Annotated in this window: 18 protein-coding genes and 1 tRNA gene; 11 read left to right on the top strand and 8 right to left on the bottom strand. The window is 32.8% G+C overall.

The genetic code is table 11. The annotated features are described in order from the left end of the window. Positions 1-38 precede the first annotated feature (38 nt). The 3 genes from EAH81_RS08055 to dnaA form a co-directional block, all read right to left on the bottom strand. A complete protein-coding gene (locus EAH81_RS08055) occupies positions 39-752 on the bottom strand; it encodes an SAM-dependent methyltransferase (protein ID WP_140505690.1) in 714 nt (237 codons plus the stop codon). A 71-nt stretch (positions 753-823) separates the two neighbouring features. Continuing rightward, positions 824-1,291, bottom strand: a complete 468-nt coding sequence (locus EAH81_RS08050; protein ID WP_140505688.1) for a low molecular weight protein-tyrosine-phosphatase — start codon at positions 1,289-1,291, stop codon at positions 824-826. Positions 1,292-1,300: 9 nt separating this feature from the next. Beyond that, positions 1,301-2,728, bottom strand: coding sequence for a chromosomal replication initiator protein DnaA (dnaA, locus tag EAH81_RS08045; RefSeq protein WP_140505686.1), 1,428 nt, complete (start codon positions 2,726-2,728; stop codon positions 1,301-1,303). Between the two features lie 186 nt (positions 2,729-2,914). On the opposite strand from dnaA, the gene EAH81_RS08040 reads away from it, so the two are divergent. Continuing rightward, the gene (locus EAH81_RS08040) at positions 2,915-3,319 is read left to right on the top strand and encodes an acyl-CoA thioesterase (RefSeq protein ID WP_140505684.1); all 405 of its coding nucleotides are present in this window, start codon (positions 2,915-2,917) and stop codon (positions 3,317-3,319) included. A 31-nt stretch (positions 3,320-3,350) separates the two neighbouring features. On the opposite strand, the gene EAH81_RS08035 is transcribed toward EAH81_RS08040, so the two are convergent. The 3 genes from EAH81_RS08035 to ribD form a co-directional block, all read right to left on the bottom strand. Then, positions 3,351-3,983 (bottom strand): IMPACT family protein, encoded by a 633-nt coding sequence (locus EAH81_RS08035; RefSeq protein WP_140505682.1) that lies wholly within the window; start codon positions 3,981-3,983, stop codon positions 3,351-3,353. A gap of 164 nt (positions 3,984-4,147) precedes the next feature. After that, positions 4,148-4,750, bottom strand: coding sequence for an HAD family hydrolase (locus EAH81_RS08030; protein ID WP_140505680.1), 603 nt, complete (start codon positions 4,748-4,750; stop codon positions 4,148-4,150). Next, positions 4,743-5,792 (bottom strand): bifunctional diaminohydroxyphosphoribosylaminopyrimidine deaminase/5-amino-6-(5-phosphoribosylamino)uracil reductase RibD, encoded by a 1,050-nt coding sequence (gene ribD / locus EAH81_RS08025; protein WP_140505678.1) that lies wholly within the window; start codon positions 5,790-5,792, stop codon positions 4,743-4,745. Before ribD ends, EAH81_RS08030 begins: the two co-directional genes overlap by 8 nt. Positions 5,793-5,901: 109 nt before the next feature. On the opposite strand from ribD, the gene EAH81_RS08020 reads away from it, so the two are divergent. From EAH81_RS08020 to EAH81_RS08005, 4 genes are all read left to right on the top strand, one after another. Continuing rightward, entirely contained in the window at positions 5,902-6,387 is a 486-nt protein-coding gene (locus tag EAH81_RS08020; protein WP_140505676.1) for a GNAT family N-acetyltransferase, read from the top strand. Between the two features lie 3 nt (positions 6,388-6,390). Beyond that, positions 6,391-7,212 (top strand): hypothetical protein, encoded by an 822-nt coding sequence (locus tag EAH81_RS08015; protein WP_140505674.1) that lies wholly within the window; start codon positions 6,391-6,393, stop codon positions 7,210-7,212. A gap of 34 nt (positions 7,213-7,246) precedes the next feature. Next, a complete protein-coding gene (gene prmC, locus EAH81_RS08010) occupies positions 7,247-8,101 on the top strand; it encodes a peptide chain release factor N(5)-glutamine methyltransferase (protein ID WP_140505672.1) in 855 nt (284 codons plus the stop codon). A 642-nt stretch (positions 8,102-8,743) separates the two neighbouring features. After that, positions 8,744-8,977 (top strand): hypothetical protein, encoded by a 234-nt coding sequence (locus EAH81_RS08005; protein WP_140505749.1) that lies wholly within the window; start codon positions 8,744-8,746, stop codon positions 8,975-8,977. A 1,404-nt stretch (positions 8,978-10,381) separates the two neighbouring features. Here EAH81_RS08005 and EAH81_RS08000 read toward each other — a convergent pair. Next, positions 10,382-11,626, bottom strand: coding sequence for an ABC transporter permease (locus EAH81_RS08000; protein WP_140505670.1), 1,245 nt, complete (start codon positions 11,624-11,626; stop codon positions 10,382-10,384). A gap of 203 nt (positions 11,627-11,829) precedes the next feature. On the opposite strand from EAH81_RS08000, the gene hisS reads away from it, so the two are divergent. Then, on the top strand, positions 11,830-13,257 hold the full coding sequence (gene hisS, locus EAH81_RS07995) for a histidine--tRNA ligase (protein WP_140505668.1): 1,428 nt from the start codon (positions 11,830-11,832) through the stop codon (positions 13,255-13,257). Positions 13,258-13,528: 271 nt separating this feature from the next. Further along, a tRNA-Trp gene (locus tag EAH81_RS07990) sits at positions 13,529-13,599 on the top strand. 290 nt (positions 13,600-13,889) lie between these two features. On the opposite strand, the gene EAH81_RS07985 is transcribed toward EAH81_RS07990, so the two are convergent. After that, complete coding sequence (locus EAH81_RS07985) at positions 13,890-14,369, bottom strand: hypothetical protein (RefSeq protein WP_140505666.1); 480 nt, start codon at positions 14,367-14,369, stop codon at positions 13,890-13,892. Positions 14,370-14,690: 321 nt separating this feature from the next. Between EAH81_RS07985 and EAH81_RS07980 the strand changes: the two genes are divergently transcribed. The 4 genes from EAH81_RS07980 to EAH81_RS07965 all read left to right on the top strand — a co-directional run bounded on the left by EAH81_RS07980 (position 14,691) and on the right by EAH81_RS07965 (position 18,954). Continuing rightward, positions 14,691-15,269, top strand: a complete 579-nt coding sequence (locus EAH81_RS07980; protein ID WP_140505664.1) for a nucleotide exchange factor GrpE — start codon at positions 14,691-14,693, stop codon at positions 15,267-15,269. 81 nt (positions 15,270-15,350) lie between these two features. Beyond that, complete coding sequence (gene dnaJ / locus EAH81_RS07975) at positions 15,351-16,463, top strand: molecular chaperone DnaJ (RefSeq protein WP_140505662.1); 1,113 nt, start codon at positions 15,351-15,353, stop codon at positions 16,461-16,463. A 166-nt stretch (positions 16,464-16,629) separates the two neighbouring features. Continuing rightward, complete coding sequence (locus EAH81_RS07970) at positions 16,630-17,559, top strand: ABC transporter ATP-binding protein (RefSeq protein WP_140505660.1); 930 nt, start codon at positions 16,630-16,632, stop codon at positions 17,557-17,559. Positions 17,560-17,637: 78 nt separating this feature from the next. Then, the gene (locus tag EAH81_RS07965; protein WP_140505658.1) at positions 17,638-18,954 is read left to right on the top strand and encodes an ABC transporter permease; all 1,317 of its coding nucleotides are present in this window, start codon (positions 17,638-17,640) and stop codon (positions 18,952-18,954) included. The last annotated feature ends 16 nt before the right edge of the window (positions 18,955-18,970 follow it).

The following is an 18,970-nucleotide window of genomic DNA, read 5'->3' as shown; positions in this document are numbered from 1 at the left end:
GGAAAACTTGTGAGTACAATATAAGGTAATTTTTACAATTACATTTTATGTATAATAAAAATCGTTGGTCGATTATGTAAATCAACTTTCAGTTTTTTCCAATCTGCAACTCGCATTGTTTTAATAAATTCTGTTGGTAAAGTAATATCTGTTGCAATACAAAGATGTGTCGACGGATTTAAAATTTGCAGAATATCTTCAACCAGTTTGTTGTTTCTATATGGTGTTTCAATAAAAAGTTGTGATTGATTTTTATCCTGAGATAATTTTTCAAAATACTTTAATGCTGATTTTTTCTCGTCTTTATCAATTGGTAAATATCCGTTGAAAGTAAAACTCTGACCATTCATTCCGGAAGCCATCATTGCTAATAAAATAGAAGATGGTCCAACTAAAGGCACAACTTGGATTCCTTTTTCATGCGCTAATTTTACAATTACTGCACCGGGATCAGCAACGCCCGGACAACCGGCTTCGCTCATTAAACCAACATTTTTTCCTTCTAACAAAGGTTTTATAAATTCTAAATGCTCACTTGGTTCCGTGCGTTTGTTAAGTGTAAAAAGTATAAGTTCTGATTGTTTTTTATCTGGAGAAACTGCTTTTATTGATTTTCTTGCTGTTTTTTCGTTTTCAACAATATAATGATCTATAAAATCAATGCTTCTTTTTACTGTTTGCGGTAAAACATCCATTGGATCGCTTTCGCCCATTGTTGTTGGAATTAAATATAGTTTTCCTAGAAGTTTCATTTTATGATATTTTAGAGTTTAAACAAAAAAGTATTTTAATTATCAATGAAGTAATTAAAATACAAATTAAGTTATGAATGTTTCTCGATAAGTTTTTGTGCAATGATATCAGCGACTTCATCTAGCATTTGATAAACATTATCAAATCCATTTGTTGATCCATAGTAAGGATCTGGAACATCTACATTTTCATCCGGAAATAATTCGTTTAATATAAGATGAACTTTGGTTTTATGTTCTGAAGTTTTAGCTAAATGTATGATGTCGCGGTAATTGGAATTGTCCATAACATAAATGTAATCGAATTCATCAAAATCAGAATTCTTAAATTGCCTTCCTTTTTGACCGTCAATACATAAACCGTTTTTTTGGGCAACCTCAATAGAACGTTTGTCTGGTGCGTGGCCAATATGCCAGGATCCAGTTCCGGCTGAATCAACCGTAAATTTGTCCTGAGGTAGTTTTGATGCTAAAATTCCTTCCGCTAAAGGTGATCTACAAATATTTCCTAAGCAAACCATTAAAATTTTTACTGGCATGATTCGCGTTTATAGCGTTAATTTTTTGTTGATGTCCTCGACAAATTTCTTGAACTGTTTGTCTGTAGAAACTAAATTGTCTACAGTTTTACAAGCATGCAATACGGTTGCGTGATCACGATCTCCAATTTGTGAACCAATGTTTGCCAAAGAAGCTTTAGTAAATTTCTTTGCAAAAAACATGGCCAATTGTCTCGCCTGAACCACGTGCCTTTTTCTGGTTTTAGATTGAAGTGTTTCAATATCCAACTGAAAATAATCAGACACAATTTTTTGAATATAATCGATAGAGATTTCTCTCTTTACGTTTTTAACAAATTTCTCGACAACACTTTTGGCTAGCTCAAGTGTAACTTCTTTTTTATTGAAAGAAGATTGTGCGATCAACGAAATAATAGCACCTTCAAGTTCTCTAACGTTAGATTTGATATTGCGGGCAACATACTCAATAATGTCTTCCGGCATCTCAACACCATCACGATATAAAATGTTTTTCAAGATCGAGATTCTGGTTTCATAATCCGGCTGGTGTAATTCAGCAGATAATCCCCATTTAAAACGAGATAATAAACGTTGTTCAATATCCTGCATGTCAACAGGAGCTTTGTCCGAAGTCAAAATTACCTGTTTCCCATTTTGATGTAAGTAGTTAAAAATATGGAAAAATACGTCCTGAGTTCCTGATTTTCCAGATAAAAACTGAACATCATCAATAATCAAAACGTCGATCAATTGGTAAAAGTGAATGAAATCATTACGATTATTCTTTTTTACCGAATCGATATATTGTTGTGTGAAAATTTCGGCAGAAATATATAAAACCGTTTTTTCAGGATATTTATCTTTTACTTCTACACCTATTGCGTGTGCTAAGTGTGTTTTTCCTAAACCAACTCCACCAAAAATCAATAACGGATTAAATGATGTTCCTCCAGGTTTGTTGGCAACAGCCATACCTGCAGAACGAGCCAAACGGTTTGAGTCTCCTTCTAAGAAATTATCAAAACTGTAATTTGCATTTAATTGCGATTCAATTTTAAGATTTCTAATTCCGGGAATTACAAAAGGATTTTTTAATTCAGGATTTAGGTTTTTAAACGGAGCATCAACCTCTTGCGGTTTCATAGGCACTCTATTGGCACTTGGCAACTGTTCGGTAAACGGTTGTTTATTGCCATAAGTGTTCTCCATTTTAATTTTATAGAGTAACTTTGCGTTTTTTCCCAGTTCTTTGGTAAGCGCAACTTTCAATAATTTTACGTAGTGCTCTTCGAGCCATTCGTAGAAAAATTTACTTGGTACTTGAATATATAACGCGTTGTCGGTTAGCTCAACTGATTTGATTGGTTCGAACCAAGTTTTATATGCTTGATCTTGAATATTGTCCTTTATAAAAGACAAACAGTTTTCCCATACCGATTGAGCAGTTTTAGTCATAGATTCAGATAAATTTTATATTATTGATAAAGATTCTCCTAATAAAAAAGGAGCAATTTTATTCCGTATTTCGGGATAACAAATATGTGAACAAATTTCTGTAAAAAAAAATATTTTGGGCTCTAATTTTATAAAAAAATGTTGTAAGAGAACTTTTGGAAGTTAATTTTTTTTAATATATAAATAATGAAAAATCATCAAACGCAAGTGCGTGTTCGTTACTCAGAAACGGATCAAATGGGAGTCGTTTATCACGGAAATTATATTCCATATTTTGAGATAGGACGCGTGGAATGGCTTAGAGACAAAGGGATTTCGTATAAAAGTATGGAAGAAAGCGGAATTGGGTTACCCATTGTTTCGATGCAAATAAATTACAAAAAATCGGCACGTTACGATGAGCTGTTAACGATTCATACTACTTTCAAAAGTCAATCATCTGTGAAGATCGAATTCGACTGTGAGATCTATAATGAAGCGAATGAGTTATTAACAACTGCAGTGTTTATTTTAGTATTTATTTCGTTAAAAACAGGTCGTCCAACAGCACCTCCGGATTATATTTTAGAATTGTTCAAAACACTTGTATAATTGTTAAAACGAGATGTGTTTTAATATTAATTTATATAATTTTAATATCGATTTCAAACATTAAATCAAAAATGTCGAATATAGATTCGGCATTTTTTTTGCGTGTTTTTGTCGTTATTTTACCAATTGGAAGACCAGATTCTTCATTAATCTCCATTTCCTGAGATGTAATTTCCAGTTTTTTTTCTTTAATAACACGCATAACTTTATTCATGTTTTTATAATCAAAAGAGATTAAAAACTGAACATCGATTGTTTTTTCGATAATTTCACAAATTTCAAGCGTCATTTGTGCCGTTGTTTTGTAAGCGGCAATTAAACCGCCAACGCCTAATTTAGTTCCGCCAAAAATCCGAACAACAACAATCAAAACATTCGTCACCCCAAAAGACTGAATTTGTCCATAAATGGGTGCGCCAGCCGTATTGCTTGGTTCGCCATCATCATTGGCGCGATAAGAAATTTTGGGAGCTGTGCCTAATTGATAAGCATAGCAAAAATGTACAGCATGCGGATGTTGCTTTTTTAGATTCTCGATGATGGGCTTTACTTCATCTTCATTTTCTATAGGGTAGGCGTAGCCAAAGAACTTACTTCCTTTCTCCTTAAAAAGCACTTCTTCTGATTCAAAAGCAATGGTTTGATACGTATCGTTATATTCCAAAAGTAAATTTCTAAATTATTTTTCTCTTAACTATGAGTAAGTTTTTCACGCAGATTTAAAAAGATTTCAGCTGATCTACGCAGATTATAATTAAAATTAAATCTGCTTAAATCTGCAGAATCTGCGTGAAAAAATCATTTAATCTGTCGCAAAATATACGTTTGCTATAATATTTTTTTATCAAATAGATCCACAATATCTTCCTGACCAACTTGCAAATTCCAAACATGGAAACCTAAAGCAGCGGCAGCATCAGTGTTTTCTTTTTTATCATCTATAAATAAAGTACGTTTAGGAGATAATTCATGTTTGTTGATTAGATATTGAAAAACATCAGCATTTGGTTTTCTCATTCCAATTTCAAATGAAAAATAAACTTTTTCAAAACATTGGTAAAAATCACTGTAAAAAGAAATTCCGCTTTTATTTTCGAAAGTTTCAATATGAATCGAATCCGTATTACTCAATAAAAACAGACGGTATTTTTGCGTAAGCATTTGTAAAAATTCTAATCGGTACAAAGGAAAATCTGCCAAAACAGCATTCCAGGCTTCCAGGATTTTTTCGATAGAAGCATTTGGAAGTTCTTTTTGAAAACCAGCCAAAAAATCATCATGAGAAACGTCTCCCGTTTCAAACAAAAGATTTAGACGATCCAATTCTGAATTCCATTCCGTCATGCCTAATTTTTGCAATCCGGAAATAGTCGCTTGTTTATCTAAATTGATAAAAATATCTCCAAAGTCAAAAATTATAGTATCAATCATGATTTCTAACATTTATTAATTCATCATTTAGAATGTAAGTTTTCGTTACATTTTTCTTTTGAAGAATTGGTGCTTTTGTTCCATTTCCGAAAAGTAATTTTCCAACAAAAATACGAGCTTCATCCCAAATATTCTGATCTATAAAAGATTGTAAAGTCTGTAAACCACCTTCAATAATAATAGACTGAATCTGATTTTGATGTAAAATCCCCAAAATTTGCGGAATTATATTCTCCTTAAAATCAATTACTTCAAAGGTAGTGTTTTCTGCTGAAATGCTAGTTTCAGATTTGGTGAATATGATGGTTTTTACACAGTTATCAAAAATAAAACTGTCTTTTGAGATTCGGTTATTTTGATCTAAAACAACCCTTATCGGATTATTTCCGGACCAATCCCTAACGTTTAATTTTGGGTTGTCATCTATAACAGTTTTCGTTCCAACTAAAATCGCCTGTTCTTCGCTGCGCCATTTATGAACCAATTGTCTGGAATATTGATTGGTAATCCAGACAGGTTTACGATCCTGATTGTCCTCTTTTTCAGGAGACAAAAAGCCATCTTGACTTTCGGCCCATTTTAATATGATATAAGGTCTTTTTTGCTGATGAAAAGTAAAGAAACGTTTGTTGAGTTCGTTACATTCTTTTTCCAGAATACCAACGACAACATTTGCTCCCGAAGCAATTATTTTTTTAATTCCGTTTCCTGCTACTTTTTCATTAGGATCAACAGTTCCAACAATTACATTCGGGATTTTGTGTTCGATAATTAAATCGCAGCAAGGAGGAGTTTTTCCAAAATGACTGCAAGGTTCTAAACTTACATATATAGTAGCTTTTTCCAGCAGCGATTTATCTTTTACAGATCGAATCGCGTTTACTTCGGCATGAGGTCCACCGGCTTTTTTGTGCCAGCCTTCGCCAATAATTTTATCTTCATAAACAATTACACTTCCAACCATTGGATTGGGATACGTAGTTCCAAAGCCATTTTGTGCCAATTCAATGCAGCGTTTTATATATTTTTCATGTATATTCACAGTACAAAAGTAGTTATTTTTGTTTAGTCCATATAGTTATTGGACTAGTTAAGAAACTATCAAAAAAGTATTTCTACTTTTGTATATAATGTCGCATGAATTAAGAAATATGAAAAATTGGATTATCAGAGCAATTAAAAAAGAAGACAATCAGGCAGTTGCTAAATTAATACGATCAGTTTTTGACGAAATGGAGATTCCGAAAGTAGGTACGGCATATGAAGATCCGTATTTAGATTTAATGTTTGAAGAATATAACAAGCCAAAATCGGCTTATTTTGTAGTAGAAAACGAAGGTGAAATTGTGGGTTGTGCTGGAATTGCACCACTGGAAAATGGAGATCCTAAAATTTGCGAATTACAAAAAATGTATTTTTTGCCTGAAACCCGTGGTTTAGGAATTGGAAGTAAGATGATGGAAAAATGTTTGGCAGAAGCAAAAAATTTTGGCTTTGAAAAATGTTATATCGAAACAATGCATTTTATGCACGCTGCTCAAAAATTATATAAAAAATCAGGTTTTGAATATTTAGATGCTCCCATGGGAAATACTGGGCATTGTTCTTGCCCGGTTTGGATGTTGAAAGTTTTATAGCTTATGAAAAAAATTACTCTTGGAATTGTTCTTGTTTTAGGTTTATTTTCTTGTAATAAAAGCGAAGGAAAAAAAGCAGATAAAAAAGCAGATAAAAAAATCCAAATTGTTACCAAAACACCAGTTATAGATTCTCTTGAAAAGGTTGAAACCTTATCAAATGACGAATCTTTAAATGATTTTGAAACTTTGTTACCAGTAGCGTATCAAACTTATAAAGGTAAAAACCCTGTGTCTTCCCTAACAGAAAAATGGGTTGATTTGTATAAACAGAATGGAGAGTATTATTTAGGAAAGCCTGATTTTAAAATTGAAAATTATACAGATGATTGTTCAGGAGCTCCTCTTAAAGTTATTAATTCTAAAAAAGAAACTTTGTTATTTCTGGATTATCCTGAATTGAAATTTGGTAAAATTAATTTCATAAAAACAGAAAAAAGTAAATTTTGGCCCAAAGAAAAAAAGAATTTTACATTTAATAATATCAATTACACTTTGCGTGCAGAAGGAGAAGTGCTTTTTGAGGGAGGGGTAATTACAGATAATGTTAATAAAGAAAATTTTAACGAAGTAACGAATTATAAACTTTACTTAACTGTTGGAAATGGTTCTGAAGAGTTGATTTTTACAGAAGATTTATTTTATGAAACTCTTCTGGAGATACTTTTTGTTGGAGATATTGATGGTGATGGAAAATTGGATTTTGTTTTTAGTACAAGAAAAAATGTGGAAGAAGAATGTGTGATTTTGTTTCTTTCCTCTAAAGCTGAAAACGAAAATAACGTAAAAAAAGTTTCTGAAACAGTAGTGCAATTCGATTGCTAAGGAAATCTCTTTTTTAACTATAGGTATAAAGAAAATGAAAATTAAACAATATAGAACTCAATTTATAAAAGAATTATCTGCCTTTTACGATGCATACGAAGCAGAAAGTTTTTTCTATTTAATTTTAGAAGACAAGCATCAATTGCGGCAAATTGATTTGGCTCTAAATCATGAATTGACTTTTTCTGAAAGTGATTTTGTGATTTGGGATTCGCTATTGGCGCAATTAAAAAAAGAAGTTCCGATTCAGTATTTATTAGGAAAAACTAATTTTTATGGTTTGGATTTTGAAGTAAACGAGAACGTTCTCATTCCTCGTCCGGAAACCGAAGAATTGGTAGAATGGATTATCAATGAGAATGCTGCAAGTAATAAATCAAAAAAAATAAAAATTCTGGATATTGGAACCGGCAGTGGATGTATCGCAATTTCATTGGCCAAAAATCTTCCAAATGCTGAAGTTTATGGTTTTGATGTTTCTAAAAAAGCAATCGAAACAGCCAAAAGAAATGCAATAAACAACAAAGTTGATGTTACTTTTTTGTTTCAGGATGTTTTAGCGTTAGAAGAACTGAGATGTAATTTTGATATTATTGTTTCAAATCCGCCTTATGTTCGCAATTTAGAGAAAGTAGAAATCAAAAAGAATGTGCTGGATTATGAACCGCATTTAGCACTTTTTGTTGATGATAATGATGCTTTGATTTTTTATCGAAAAATTGCTGAATTGGCTAAAAAGAATTTTATTGAAAACGGACAATTATATTTTGAAATCAATCAATATTTGGGTCAGGAAACAAGAGATTTACTTGAAAATATGGATTTCAAAAACATCGAATTAAGAAAAGATATCTACGATAACGACCGTATGATTTCTTGTAAGGTTTAAAAGCAAGACGTTTAAAGAAATTTGATAAAGCATTTTTGTATTCCGATTTCCTATGATAATATTGATTTTTTTTAGGAGCTAATCCCGCTATCCGTTTCAATCTTTTGCTTTTTAAGGAAAAAAGCAAAAGGATTTTCTCCCGAAGCTTCGGGACTATCGGGGCTGGGCTGACATTTTCATAAGAATGTTTTCGTTTGATTTGTCATTTCGACCGAAGGGAGAAATCACACGAGTAATTCGACAAAGATTGGCGATTTTTGGTAGCGTCCCGAAGCTTCGGGATCGAGACGTTGCTACAATATAAATTATTCCTCCGGAATTTTTTTAGGCAGTTCCGAAGGAACAAAATATATTGTAGGGATGGATTTTAATCCATCATTCGCAATCAAAACCAAATCTTGGTATAAATGACATAGTTTGTGTTTATTGAATAAATGACAATGTTAAAGTTTAAATATAAATATTTTTTGTAATCATTTTCGTTCTTTTTTGAGTATCTTCGTGACCCTAACTGTCCGAATTATGATTTTGAAAAAACTTTTGCCCGTGCAATATGATGGCGGTATTGGAAACAACCGTAACGCGGGACAGCGTAGGACATCTAAAATGTGCGGGCTTCATATTTTCCTAATTGTCCAAATTATGATTACAAACACCCTTTCAAAAGAAGCTGAAACGAGGCTACTTGATTTTTTTAACAAATCAGTCGATCCTCAAAGTTTGGCAAAAACAATTCGACAAGTAAATTATATGCTTGCCTTGAGCTTAATGCGAAAATGTGAAACCTTAGAGATTGATAAAACAAATCTTGAAAATGGTTTTTATTGGCTGAATGAATTAGCAGAAATTCTAAATCCTTATTTGGATGTTGAATAATTAAAGAAGAAAGGCTGTCAATTATGACAGTCTTTTTGTTTTATGACATAGAAAAATTTTTACCCGTGTGGTATGCTGGCGGTATTGGAAACAATCGCAACGCTTTTTGTGGCGTAGGACAGCTAAGCGATGTGGGTTTTATATTTTGCTTAACAAAACGATTATGAGTACAAACATCTTTGTCAAAATTTTGAACCAAGAGTTTAAGGAACTTTGACAAAATTAATTTTCAAAATTGGTTTGTCCCTTTTTATCATTCCGATTTTTGATGTTATAAAACTATTTTTGTCGTTTCGACGCATTTAATCCATTCTTTGTAGTAATAAGCATAATCTTGCCCTAAAAGTAGTATCTCGGAGAGATTATCTGTTGGTAGAATAGTATTACACCCACCAAACATTTGTCCCGTAGGGACTATACGATCGAGTTTAGATTTCGAATAAATTGTCAAACTACAAGGTTGAAAAAAAAACTTGAAGGAACCGTGATATGTATTAAAAGAAACAATAGGTTTTAAGGACGAAGAAGCAATCTCCGTAAGAAACCTACCGTTTGGACATAAGTATTATTAATGAATTTTGAACACAAATTTCACTAATTTTCACTAATTCATTTCGTGAAATTAATTTAACAAGCTGAATTAACCAGTTAAAATTTGTGCAAATTCGTGAAATTAGTGTTTGTTTTGTATTTGTGTCCAGACAGTAAGTAATAAACCGGAAACACGACGGTGTAGTCCCTACAGGACAAATGTTGATGGGTATCTTTATGTTCTACCAATAGATAATCTCTCCGAGATATATTTTAGAAATTAATTATTTGGTGGAAAGTTTCAATGAATTAATCTCGTTCCGACGTTTCGGGATCGGGGCATTGCTACAAAATAAATTATTCCATAGAGATTTTTAAAGCAGTTCCGAAGGAACAAAATATATTGTAGAATGGATTTCAATCCATCTTCGCAAAGTTTAAACACAATATTGTTATCCTGAGGAACGAGGGATCTCCAAAAGCAGCTCGACAATCTAAAGAAAATACTGTGTGTTAGTTTCTTGCGGAGATCCCTCGTTCCTCGGGATGACAAGATTGGGTTCCGAAGCTTCGGGATTACTCCGTTGAAACGAAACAAAAGTTAGTTTTTATCAAAGAAATTGGAATGACAAAAGATTATGGTTGTTTTATTTGTTTAATCTACAGGATTTTGAAAGCCTTCTATGAGAAGTTCTTAAAAACCATAAAAGCTCTAATCTAGCCCCGATAGAAGTAAAAATCCTTTTGTGCCGTTGTTCGGCATAAAAGATTGAAACGAATAGCGGGAATAAAGTTCTTGATAAAACGATTAATTCTGCTTCAAATATTGATGATTAAACACTGAAAACTATAACTGCGACTGAAAGCTAAAAATTATTCATAACGCAAAGCCTCAATAGGATCAAGTTTAGACGCTTTTATTGCGGGATATAATCCGGAAACAATGGCAACGGTAAAACTGGTTGCGAAAGCGGCAAAAATTGCCATCCACGGAATCACAAAAGCAAAATTCATTATACCTGCAAAAGCAAAACCTACGAGAATTCCCAATATAATTCCAATAAATCCACCGATCTGTCCAATTAATAAAGTTTCTATAAAAAATTGAACTGAAATAGTTGCTTTTGTTGCGCCCAAAGCCTTACGGACGCCTATTTCGCGAGTACGTTCTGTAACCGAAACAATCATAATATTCATTAAAGCAATTGATGATCCCAAAATGGTAATAATACTGATAATCCAGGCGGCCCAGCCTAAATATTGTGTAATTCCCAGAATTTTATTAATTAAATCGTCACTACGTCCAACACCAAAATTATTGTCACGAACAGGGCTCAATTTACGAACTCTTCGCATAGTACTTGTTGCGTTGTCAATAGCCTGGTCAAGAAGTTCCTTTTTAGAAACCATCGCACTTATAGTGTAGTTGATATTTGGAGCAGTAAATAAAGATCGTGCTACTTGTATAGGAATCAAAACACGTAAATCCTGACTGTGTCCAAAAGTTGAACCTTTCTCCTTAAGAACACCAATAACTTTAAAACGTGCACCACGAATGGAGATAATTTTATCAATTGGGTTGACATCTTTTAATAATCCTTTTTCAAAATCTGAACCAACAACACAGGAATAGGTGTTGTTGTCAATGTCAAACTGATTGAATGAACGACCAGATGTAGTTTCTAAACCTGAGTTTGAAATATAATGTTCGTCGACGCCAAGAATCGTAATTTCCGGATCTGTTTTTTGGTCTAAATATTTTACTTCTGCCGTTGCCGTTGCGGTAAACGAAAGAGAAGTTTCGGTAAAAGGATATTTGTATTTGTTTTTGAAAGCTACAGCTTCGGGATATGAAATGATTGGATTAATGACTTCACGCTCATTTCCACCACGATTTTTAACCGTATTTGCATATTGATTGATATTGAAAGTGTTAGCTCCCATCGAAGCAAAATTGGTCGAAACAGTATTTTCCAGCGCCGTTACAACCGTTAGGATTCCTACCAAAGCAGTAATCCCGATTGCGATAATTAATACGGTAAGAATGGTTCGTAATAATTGTGTTTTGATTGAACCAAAAGCAATTCGAATATTTTCTCTTAATAATTTTAGCATCATGAACAATTTGTCACGAAAATACGTTTTTTGTTACAAGTTTGTTTTCGAACTGGTAATATTTATTTTAAAAAATAAGATATTTGCAGACGATTTACGGTTTTTAACAAAATCAAAAATCAATAAGAAATTAATGTTAAGATTTTTTGAGATAAAGATTGGAAAATAATCAAAAATCAGAAATCTAAAATCTAAAATAAAAAAAGATGGCTTCCAAACCAAGTATTCCACAAGGAACAAGAGATTTTTCGCCTGCAGAGGTGTCAAAACGTCAATATATTATTCAAACCATAAAAAGTAATTTTGAGAAGTTTGGTTTTCAGCCAATTGAAACACCATCTTTTGAGAATTCAGATACTTTAATGGGGAAATATGGAGAAGAAGGTGATCGTTTGATTTTTAAAATATTGAACTCAGGTAATTTTTTCTTTAACAAAAACAAAATTGAATTACCGGAATCTATAGAATCTTTACAAGTTAATTCGGCTGAAACAATTAGTCTGGAGCAAAGAATTGAACTGAATAAATTTACCGGAAAAATTTCTGAAAAAGCATTACGTTACGATTTAACGGTTCCGTTTGCAAGATACGTTGTACAGCACCAAAATGAAATTGAATTCCCTTTTAAAAGATATCAAATTCAGCCCGTTTGGAGAGCAGACAGACCGCAAAGAGGACGTTACCGAGAATTTTATCAATGTGATGCAGATGTTGTTGGTTCAAAATCATTATGGCAGGAAGTAGAATTGGTTCAATTGTACGATACCGTTTTTACATCTTTAGGACTTGAAGGTGTTACAATTAAAATCAATAACAGAAAGATATTATCTGGAATTGCTGAAGTAATTGGTGCATCTGATAAATTGATCGATTTTACTGTGGCTCTTGATAAGCTGGATAAAATTGGTGAAGACGGTGTTAAAAAAGAAATGATCGAAAAAGGTATTGCCGAAGAAGCTTTGGTTAAAGTTCAGCCGCTTTTTAACTTTACAGGAACTTTTGCAGATAAAATAAATCAGCTTTCAAATTTATTATCTTCTTCAGAAGAAGGAATGAAAGGAGTTGAAGAACTGAAGTTTATTTGTGACAATGTGGCAACTTTAGGTCTGGCAACTGCGACATTAGATCTTGATGTGACTCTGGCGCGTGGATTAAATTATTATACCGGAGCTATTTTTGAAGTAGCAGCTCCAAAAACGGTTTCGATGGGTTCTATTGGAGGCGGTGGAAGATATGATGATTTGACAGGTATTTTTGGTTTAAAAAATATGAGTGGTGTTGGAATTTCTTTTGGCTTAGACCGAATTTATCTGGTTCTGGAAGAATTACAATTATTCCCGGAAACTGTTGCTGCAACATCAAAAGCGTTGTTTATTAATTATGGAGATGCAGAGGCTTTATATGCTTCACAAGCGATTCAGAAATTGAGAAAAGAAAATATAAAAGTAGAATTGTATCCGGATAATGTAAAAGTGGGGAAACAGTTTCAATACGCAGACAAACGTTTGATTCCGTTTGCGGTAATTGCAGGTGAGCAGGAAATTGCTTCAAACTCTTACTCTCTTAAGAATTTAGTTTCAGGAGAACAAATTTCAGTTGATTTCGAAGGATTGAAAGCTGCTTTGCTCGCATAGTAAAGGGTTTTTTTGCCACGAATTTCACGAATTTTCCCAAATTCCCCAAAAATTTATAAAAAATTGTACAAACCCAATTTTTTATAAATTTTTGTTTTTTTGCTTTACCTAAGCCTTTAAGTAGTTTGCAAACTAACTACTTACATTAAAAAAATAATTAGTGCAAATTAGTGCAATTCGTGGCGAACGATACACAACAGAAAAATCTTTTTAAATCTGCGTGAAAATAATTGCTGGAAAAGAAAAAAAGCTTTTAATTTGCGGCCTTGATACGGGCGTAGTTCAAGGGTAGAATAGCGGTCTCCAAAACCGTTGATGGGGGTTCGAATCCCTCCGCCCGTGCGATAAAAACATAGTTATTTTTCGGAAGCTTTCAAGGAGTTAAAGATAAAATAAGGGCATAAAAAAAAGCTTCGTCTGAAATAGGCGAAGCTTTTTTTAATATAAGGTAAACTTGAATTAATAATTATTTATAAAGCCGAGGCTAACCCTTAAATTCAATTTCGTTAGGTAATACTTTAGATTCTAATTAGGAATCCAAATATACTACAAACTATAACGTAATAGTCTTAAAATTATACTAATTTTTTTTTGTGATTTATATCTTTCATAGTTTGGGAAACAATACTTTATCACTGCTCTTTTTTATAAATTCCGATGTAATCTTCAAATTCGGTATTTTTTAATTCTTCTTCAATTGTATTTTTTGCAATAGTGTAATTGATAACGACGCATTTAATCTCCATTGTTTCATCATCAATAGCGCCTCTGCTACTGTATCCCAGTCCTGTTAAACCTAGAATTTCATCCAGTTTTTCTTTAAGACGATGTCTTTTTTTTAGGTTTTTTTCGGTTTCAAAAGAGTCAATTTTATATTTGATTTCGAGAAATAAAATTTTATCATTGTCTACTGTTACAAAACCTTCTTTTGTCTTTTTTCTGATTTCGCTATTAATTGCTCTTACCATATTAGTGGCCATTCCACTTTTAACTTCTTTATATTCTCCAATGTGTCCAACAACTCCCCAATAAGTAATGGCTGTTTCTTCGTCTTTTTTCCAGGTTTGCCAGTAATGAAGCCTGTCGTGAATTCTTTTGTAAAGTTTAAGCATACTGTTTCTATATTCTGATTTGTATATTGCTTTGCATGATGCATATATAGATTGTAGTGTATTATATTAGCAAAATTTACAGCAAATAATTATTTTGCTAAAATCAGTACTAATCCGGTATTTTGTAATCGCTTTAAGTTATTTTATAGATAGAATAAGCCATACTTTATATGTAATAATTAGCTGATAATAAGTCGATTTATTTGAAGAATAAATTTTAAGATTTTATAAATACAGGATCGTATTATTTTTGCCAAAGTGACAATTTGACATTTTAAAAGATTTGGCAGTACTTTTGCAATCCAAAAGAAAGAATAAAAAATGAAGTTTAAGAATATTTTTAAAAATACAAGTAATATGACTACGGAAAATACAGAATTCGATCAGGAATTAGATGAAGTAACGTTAGAAAACAATGCCAACGGAGAACAATTGATTGTTGAAGAATTAAGTGTTGAAGAGCAATTGGCTCAAGACTTGGCAAAAGAAAAAGATAAGTTTTTGAGATTATTTGCTGAATTTGAAAATTACAAAAAAAGAACTTCAAAAGAGCGTATGGATTTGTTTAAAACGGCAAATCAAGAAGTTTTGTTAGCAATGCTTCCTGTTTTGGATGATTTTGACAGAGCGACTGTAGAAATCAACAAGTCTGACGATGAAAATTTGAAAAAAGGAGTAGAGTTAATTCACGAAAAATTCAAAAGTACTTTGGTTTCTAAAGGTTTAGAGCAAGTTGAAGTAAGAGCAGGTGATGCTTTTAATGCTGATTTTGCTGAGGCAATTACCCAAATTCCAGCTCCGTCTGATAAATTAAAAGGGAAAATTGTTGATGTTATTGAAAAAGGATACAAATTAGGAGACAAAATTATTCGTTTCCCTAAAGTAGTTATCGGAAACTAAAAAATGCAAAATAAATATTCTGAAAGTCAATTTTTTAAGTATTGGAATTTGGAATTTTAGATTTGGAATTTAAACCTAATTATGAAAAAAGATTTTTACGAAATACTAGGCATTTCAAAAAATGCTGACGCTGCTGAAATTAAAAAAGCTTACCGAAAAAGTGCTTTGAAATATCACCCGGACAAAAATCCAGGCGACAAAGAGGCAGAAGAAAACTTCAAATTGGCGGCAGAAGCCTATGAAGTACTAAGCGATCCTAACAAAAAAGCAAAATACGATCAATACGGACACCAGGCTTTTGACGGTTCTGGAGGTTTTGGTGGTGGTGGTCACGGTGGTATGAATATGGATGACATTTTCAGCCAGTTTGGTGATATTTTTGGCGGAGGATTTGGTGGTTTCGGCGGAGGCGGAGGTGGTCCTCGTCGTGCTAAAGGAAGCAATCTTCGAATTAAAGTAAAATTGACTTTAGAAGAAATTGCCAATGGTGTTGAGAAAAAAGTAAAAGTAAAACGTAAGGTTCAGGCCAAAGGTGTGACATACAAAACTTGTTCGACTTGTAACGGTCAAGGGCAGGTAATGCGTGTGACCAATACTATTTTAGGAAGAATGCAATCTGCATCAACTTGTCCTACTTGTGGAGGTTCAGGTCAGATTTTAGATAAAAGACCTTCTGAAGCAGATGCACAAGGAATGATTCAGGAAGATGAAACAGTATCAATCAAAATTCCTGCTGGAGTTGTTGATGGTATGCAATTGAAAGTTTCTAATAAAGGAAACGACGCTCCCGGAAATAGTATTCCTGGTGATTTAATTGTAGCTATCGAAGAGTTAGAGCATGAATTTTTGAAACGTGAAGGTGAAAATATACATTTTGATTTATATATCAGTTTCCCGGAAGCAGTTTTAGGAGTTTCTAAAGACATTGAAGCAATCAACGGAAAAGTTCGTATTAAGTTAGAAGAAGGTATTCAATCCGGAAAAATCTTAAGATTAAAAGGAAAAGGAATTCCAAGTATCAACGGATACGGAAGTGGTGATTTACTGGTTCATGTTAATGTATGGACGCCAAAAACGTTGAATAAAGAGCAAAAGCAATTTTTTGAAAATGCTTTAACAGACGAACACTTTGTGCCAAGTCCTGAAAAATCAGAAAAATCATTTTTCGAAAAAGTAAAAGATATGTTTTCATAAACAGATTTTTTTCTGAAATATTGAAATAATAAATATAAAAACCCATTCTAGTGTAAATTAGAATGGGTTTTTTGCATTAATAATGTAAAGTTTCGCTGCGAATTATTTACTTTTACAGGCGCAATACCACAAAGGTCAAACTGACGCAGAAAATCTTAAAAATAGCATGAGCAACTTACTCGAAGTACATAAAGTCGTAAAACAATACGGTGATTATGTAGCGCTTAACGAAGTTTCATTAAATGTACCAAAAGGTAGTATTTACGGACTATTAGGTCCAAATGGAGCCGGAAAAACTTCTCTAATCCGAATTATAAATCAAATTACACTGCCAGACAGCGGTGAAGTAATTTTGGACGGAGAAAGATTGCATCCAAAACATGTGCAGACTATTGGATATCTTCCTGAAGAAAGAGGATTGTATAGTTCGATGAAAGTAGGCGAGCAATGTTTGTATTTGGCCCAAATGAAAGGACTTTCTAAAGCCGAAGCAAAACTACAGCTTGAATATTGGTTTGACCGTTTAGGAATTCAGGGTTGGTGGAACAAGAAGATTCAGGAACTTTCTAAAGGAATGGCGCAAAAAATTCAGTTTGTAGTTTGCGTATTGCATAAACCTAAATTGCTGATTTTTGATGAGCCTTTTTCAGGATTTGATCCTGTAAATGCAAATGTCATAAAAGATGAAATTTTGGCATTAAAAGAACAAGGAGCTACAATTATCTTTTCGACCCATAGAATGGAAAGTGTTGAAGAACTTTGTGATCACATCGCTTTAATTCATAAATCGAATAAATTAATTGAAGGTAAATTAAGTGATGTAAAACGTCAGTTTAAAACCAATAGTTTTGAGGTTGGAATTTTGACTGATAATGTAGAAGGTTTGATGTATGATATTACACAAAAGTTTACGGTCTCCCCGGCGAATTTTAAATCATTAAATGATGATTTAAAATTAGATATTCAAATTGGCGATGCGACACCAAATGAGTTATTGAATATACTGACGCAAAGAGGACAAGTAACACATTTTGTAGAAAAAATACCGAGTGTAAACGATATATTTATTCAAACAGTTACTGAAAATAAAAATTAAAATTCCAAAAAATAAATTCCAAATTCCAATTTTAGAGTGATCAGAATTGGAATTTGGAATTTGAAAATTTAAATATTTATGAGTATCATTTCGTTGATTATAAAAAGAGAGTTTATTGCAAAAGTTCGCAATAAATCTTTTGTTGTCATGACTTTTTTAAGTCCGTTGTTGTTTGTGGCAATTGCCGGATTTATTGGTTATTTGAGTTCGATGAAAGCCGAAACCAAACAAATTGCAATTCATGACGAAACAGGTTTGTTTGCAAATGATTTTTTAAAACAAAATAAAAACCAAGCAGAGTTTAAATACCTTAATTTATCTGCAGTTGACACTAAAATATTAAAAGACAGTATTACCAATGAAAGTTTTGATGGTTTAATTATTATTCCAAAAACGGCTAATTTAAAAGAATTAGAAAGCAAAATTGAGTTTATTTCGAACAATAGTCCGAGTATTTCTTTTATCGAAAAAACACAAGATGTAATTGCAGAAAAAATCACGAAGATAAATCTCGAATCAGCAAAACTGGATACTTTGGCAATCCAAAAAGCACAATCTGCCGTTAATATTCATTTGGTAAAAGCTTCGGGAGAAGAAAGTTTAAAAGGATTAAATGAGATAAAAATTGGTATTGGCGGCGCTTTTGGTTACTTGATTATGATGTTTATTATCATTTACGGAAACATGGTAATGCGAAGCGTGATCGAAGAAAAAACGAGTCGAATTATTGAAATCATTATCTCATCAGTTAAGCCATTTCAACTGATGATTGGTAAAATTATCGGAACTTCACTTGCGGGATTATTGCAATTTATGATCTGGGCGATAATTGGTTTAGGGTTGATGTTTGCAGCTTCGGCATTTTTTGGTGTAAATGTTGGTCCAACCGCCAGAATTTCACCTGAATTAATGCAGTCAGCACAACATGAAATGTCAGGAACGGCACAAATGTATATTAGCGAATTATGGAATTTACCTATTACAAGTATCTTAATTGGTTTTGTGATTTATTTCATCGGAGGATACTTTTTATACAGTTCATTTTATGCCGCAATTGGAGCAGCAGTTGACAATCAAACCGATTCCCAACAGTTTCTTTTACCTATTATTATGCCGCTTATTTTGAGTGTTTATATCGGATTTTTTACGGTTGTAAACGATCCACACGGAACAATTGCGGTAGTATTTTCGATGATTCCGTTAACCTCGCCAATTGTGATGTTAATGCGACTTCCGTTTGGAGTGCCGTGGTGGCAAGTTGCAATTTCGGTATCATTATTGTTTGCAACGTTTTTCCTTGTAGTTTGGTTCGCCGCAAAAATCTACCGAATAGGTATTTTAATGTACGGCAAAAAACCAACCTGGAAAGAATTGTATAAATGGCTGAAGTATTAGTTTTTATAGTTACAAA

The sequence above is a fragment of the Flavobacterium pectinovorum genome, from assembly GCF_006438875.1.
GTDB lineage: Bacteria > Bacteroidota > Bacteroidia > Flavobacteriales > Flavobacteriaceae > Flavobacterium > Flavobacterium pectinovorum_A.
Note: the sequence above shows the minus strand (reverse complement) of the source record. Positions and strands in the feature narration are given on the sequence as shown.

Excerpts from the sequence above, each read along its gene's own strand:
- EAH81_RS07965 (WP_140505658.1), top strand. The coding sequence starts at position 17,638 with ATGAGTATCATTTCGTTGATTATAAAAAGAGAGTTTATTGCAAAAGTT.
- EAH81_RS08055 (WP_140505690.1), bottom strand. The coding sequence starts at position 752 with ATGAAACTTCTAGGAAAACTATATTTAATTCCAACAACAATGGGCGAA.
- dnaJ (WP_140505662.1), top strand. The coding sequence starts at position 15,351 with ATGAAAAAAGATTTTTACGAAATACTAGGCATTTCAAAAAATGCTGAC.
- prmC (WP_140505672.1), top strand. The coding sequence starts at position 7,247 with ATGAAAATTAAACAATATAGAACTCAATTTATAAAAGAATTATCTGCC.
- EAH81_RS07980 (WP_140505664.1), top strand. The coding sequence starts at position 14,691 with ATGAAGTTTAAGAATATTTTTAAAAATACAAGTAATATGACTACGGAA.
- EAH81_RS08050 (WP_140505688.1), bottom strand. The coding sequence starts at position 1,291 with ATGCCAGTAAAAATTTTAATGGTTTGCTTAGGAAATATTTGTAGATCA.
- EAH81_RS08040 (WP_140505684.1), top strand. The coding sequence starts at position 2,915 with ATGAAAAATCATCAAACGCAAGTGCGTGTTCGTTACTCAGAAACGGAT.
- EAH81_RS08030 (WP_140505680.1), bottom strand. The coding sequence starts at position 4,750 with ATGATTGATACTATAATTTTTGACTTTGGAGATATTTTTATCAATTTA.
- EAH81_RS08005 (WP_140505749.1), top strand. The coding sequence starts at position 8,744 with ATGATTACAAACACCCTTTCAAAAGAAGCTGAAACGAGGCTACTTGAT.
- EAH81_RS08015 (WP_140505674.1), top strand. The coding sequence starts at position 6,391 with ATGAAAAAAATTACTCTTGGAATTGTTCTTGTTTTAGGTTTATTTTCT.
- dnaA (WP_140505686.1), bottom strand. The coding sequence starts at position 2,728 with ATGACTAAAACTGCTCAATCGGTATGGGAAAACTGTTTGTCTTTTATA.
- EAH81_RS08000 (WP_140505670.1), bottom strand. The coding sequence starts at position 11,626 with ATGATGCTAAAATTATTAAGAGAAAATATTCGAATTGCTTTTGGTTCA.
- EAH81_RS07970 (WP_140505660.1), top strand. The coding sequence starts at position 16,630 with ATGAGCAACTTACTCGAAGTACATAAAGTCGTAAAACAATACGGTGAT.
- EAH81_RS08020 (WP_140505676.1), top strand. The coding sequence starts at position 5,902 with ATGAAAAATTGGATTATCAGAGCAATTAAAAAAGAAGACAATCAGGCA.
- hisS (WP_140505668.1), top strand. The coding sequence starts at position 11,830 with ATGGCTTCCAAACCAAGTATTCCACAAGGAACAAGAGATTTTTCGCCT.
- EAH81_RS07985 (WP_140505666.1), bottom strand. The coding sequence starts at position 14,369 with ATGCTTAAACTTTACAAAAGAATTCACGACAGGCTTCATTACTGGCAA.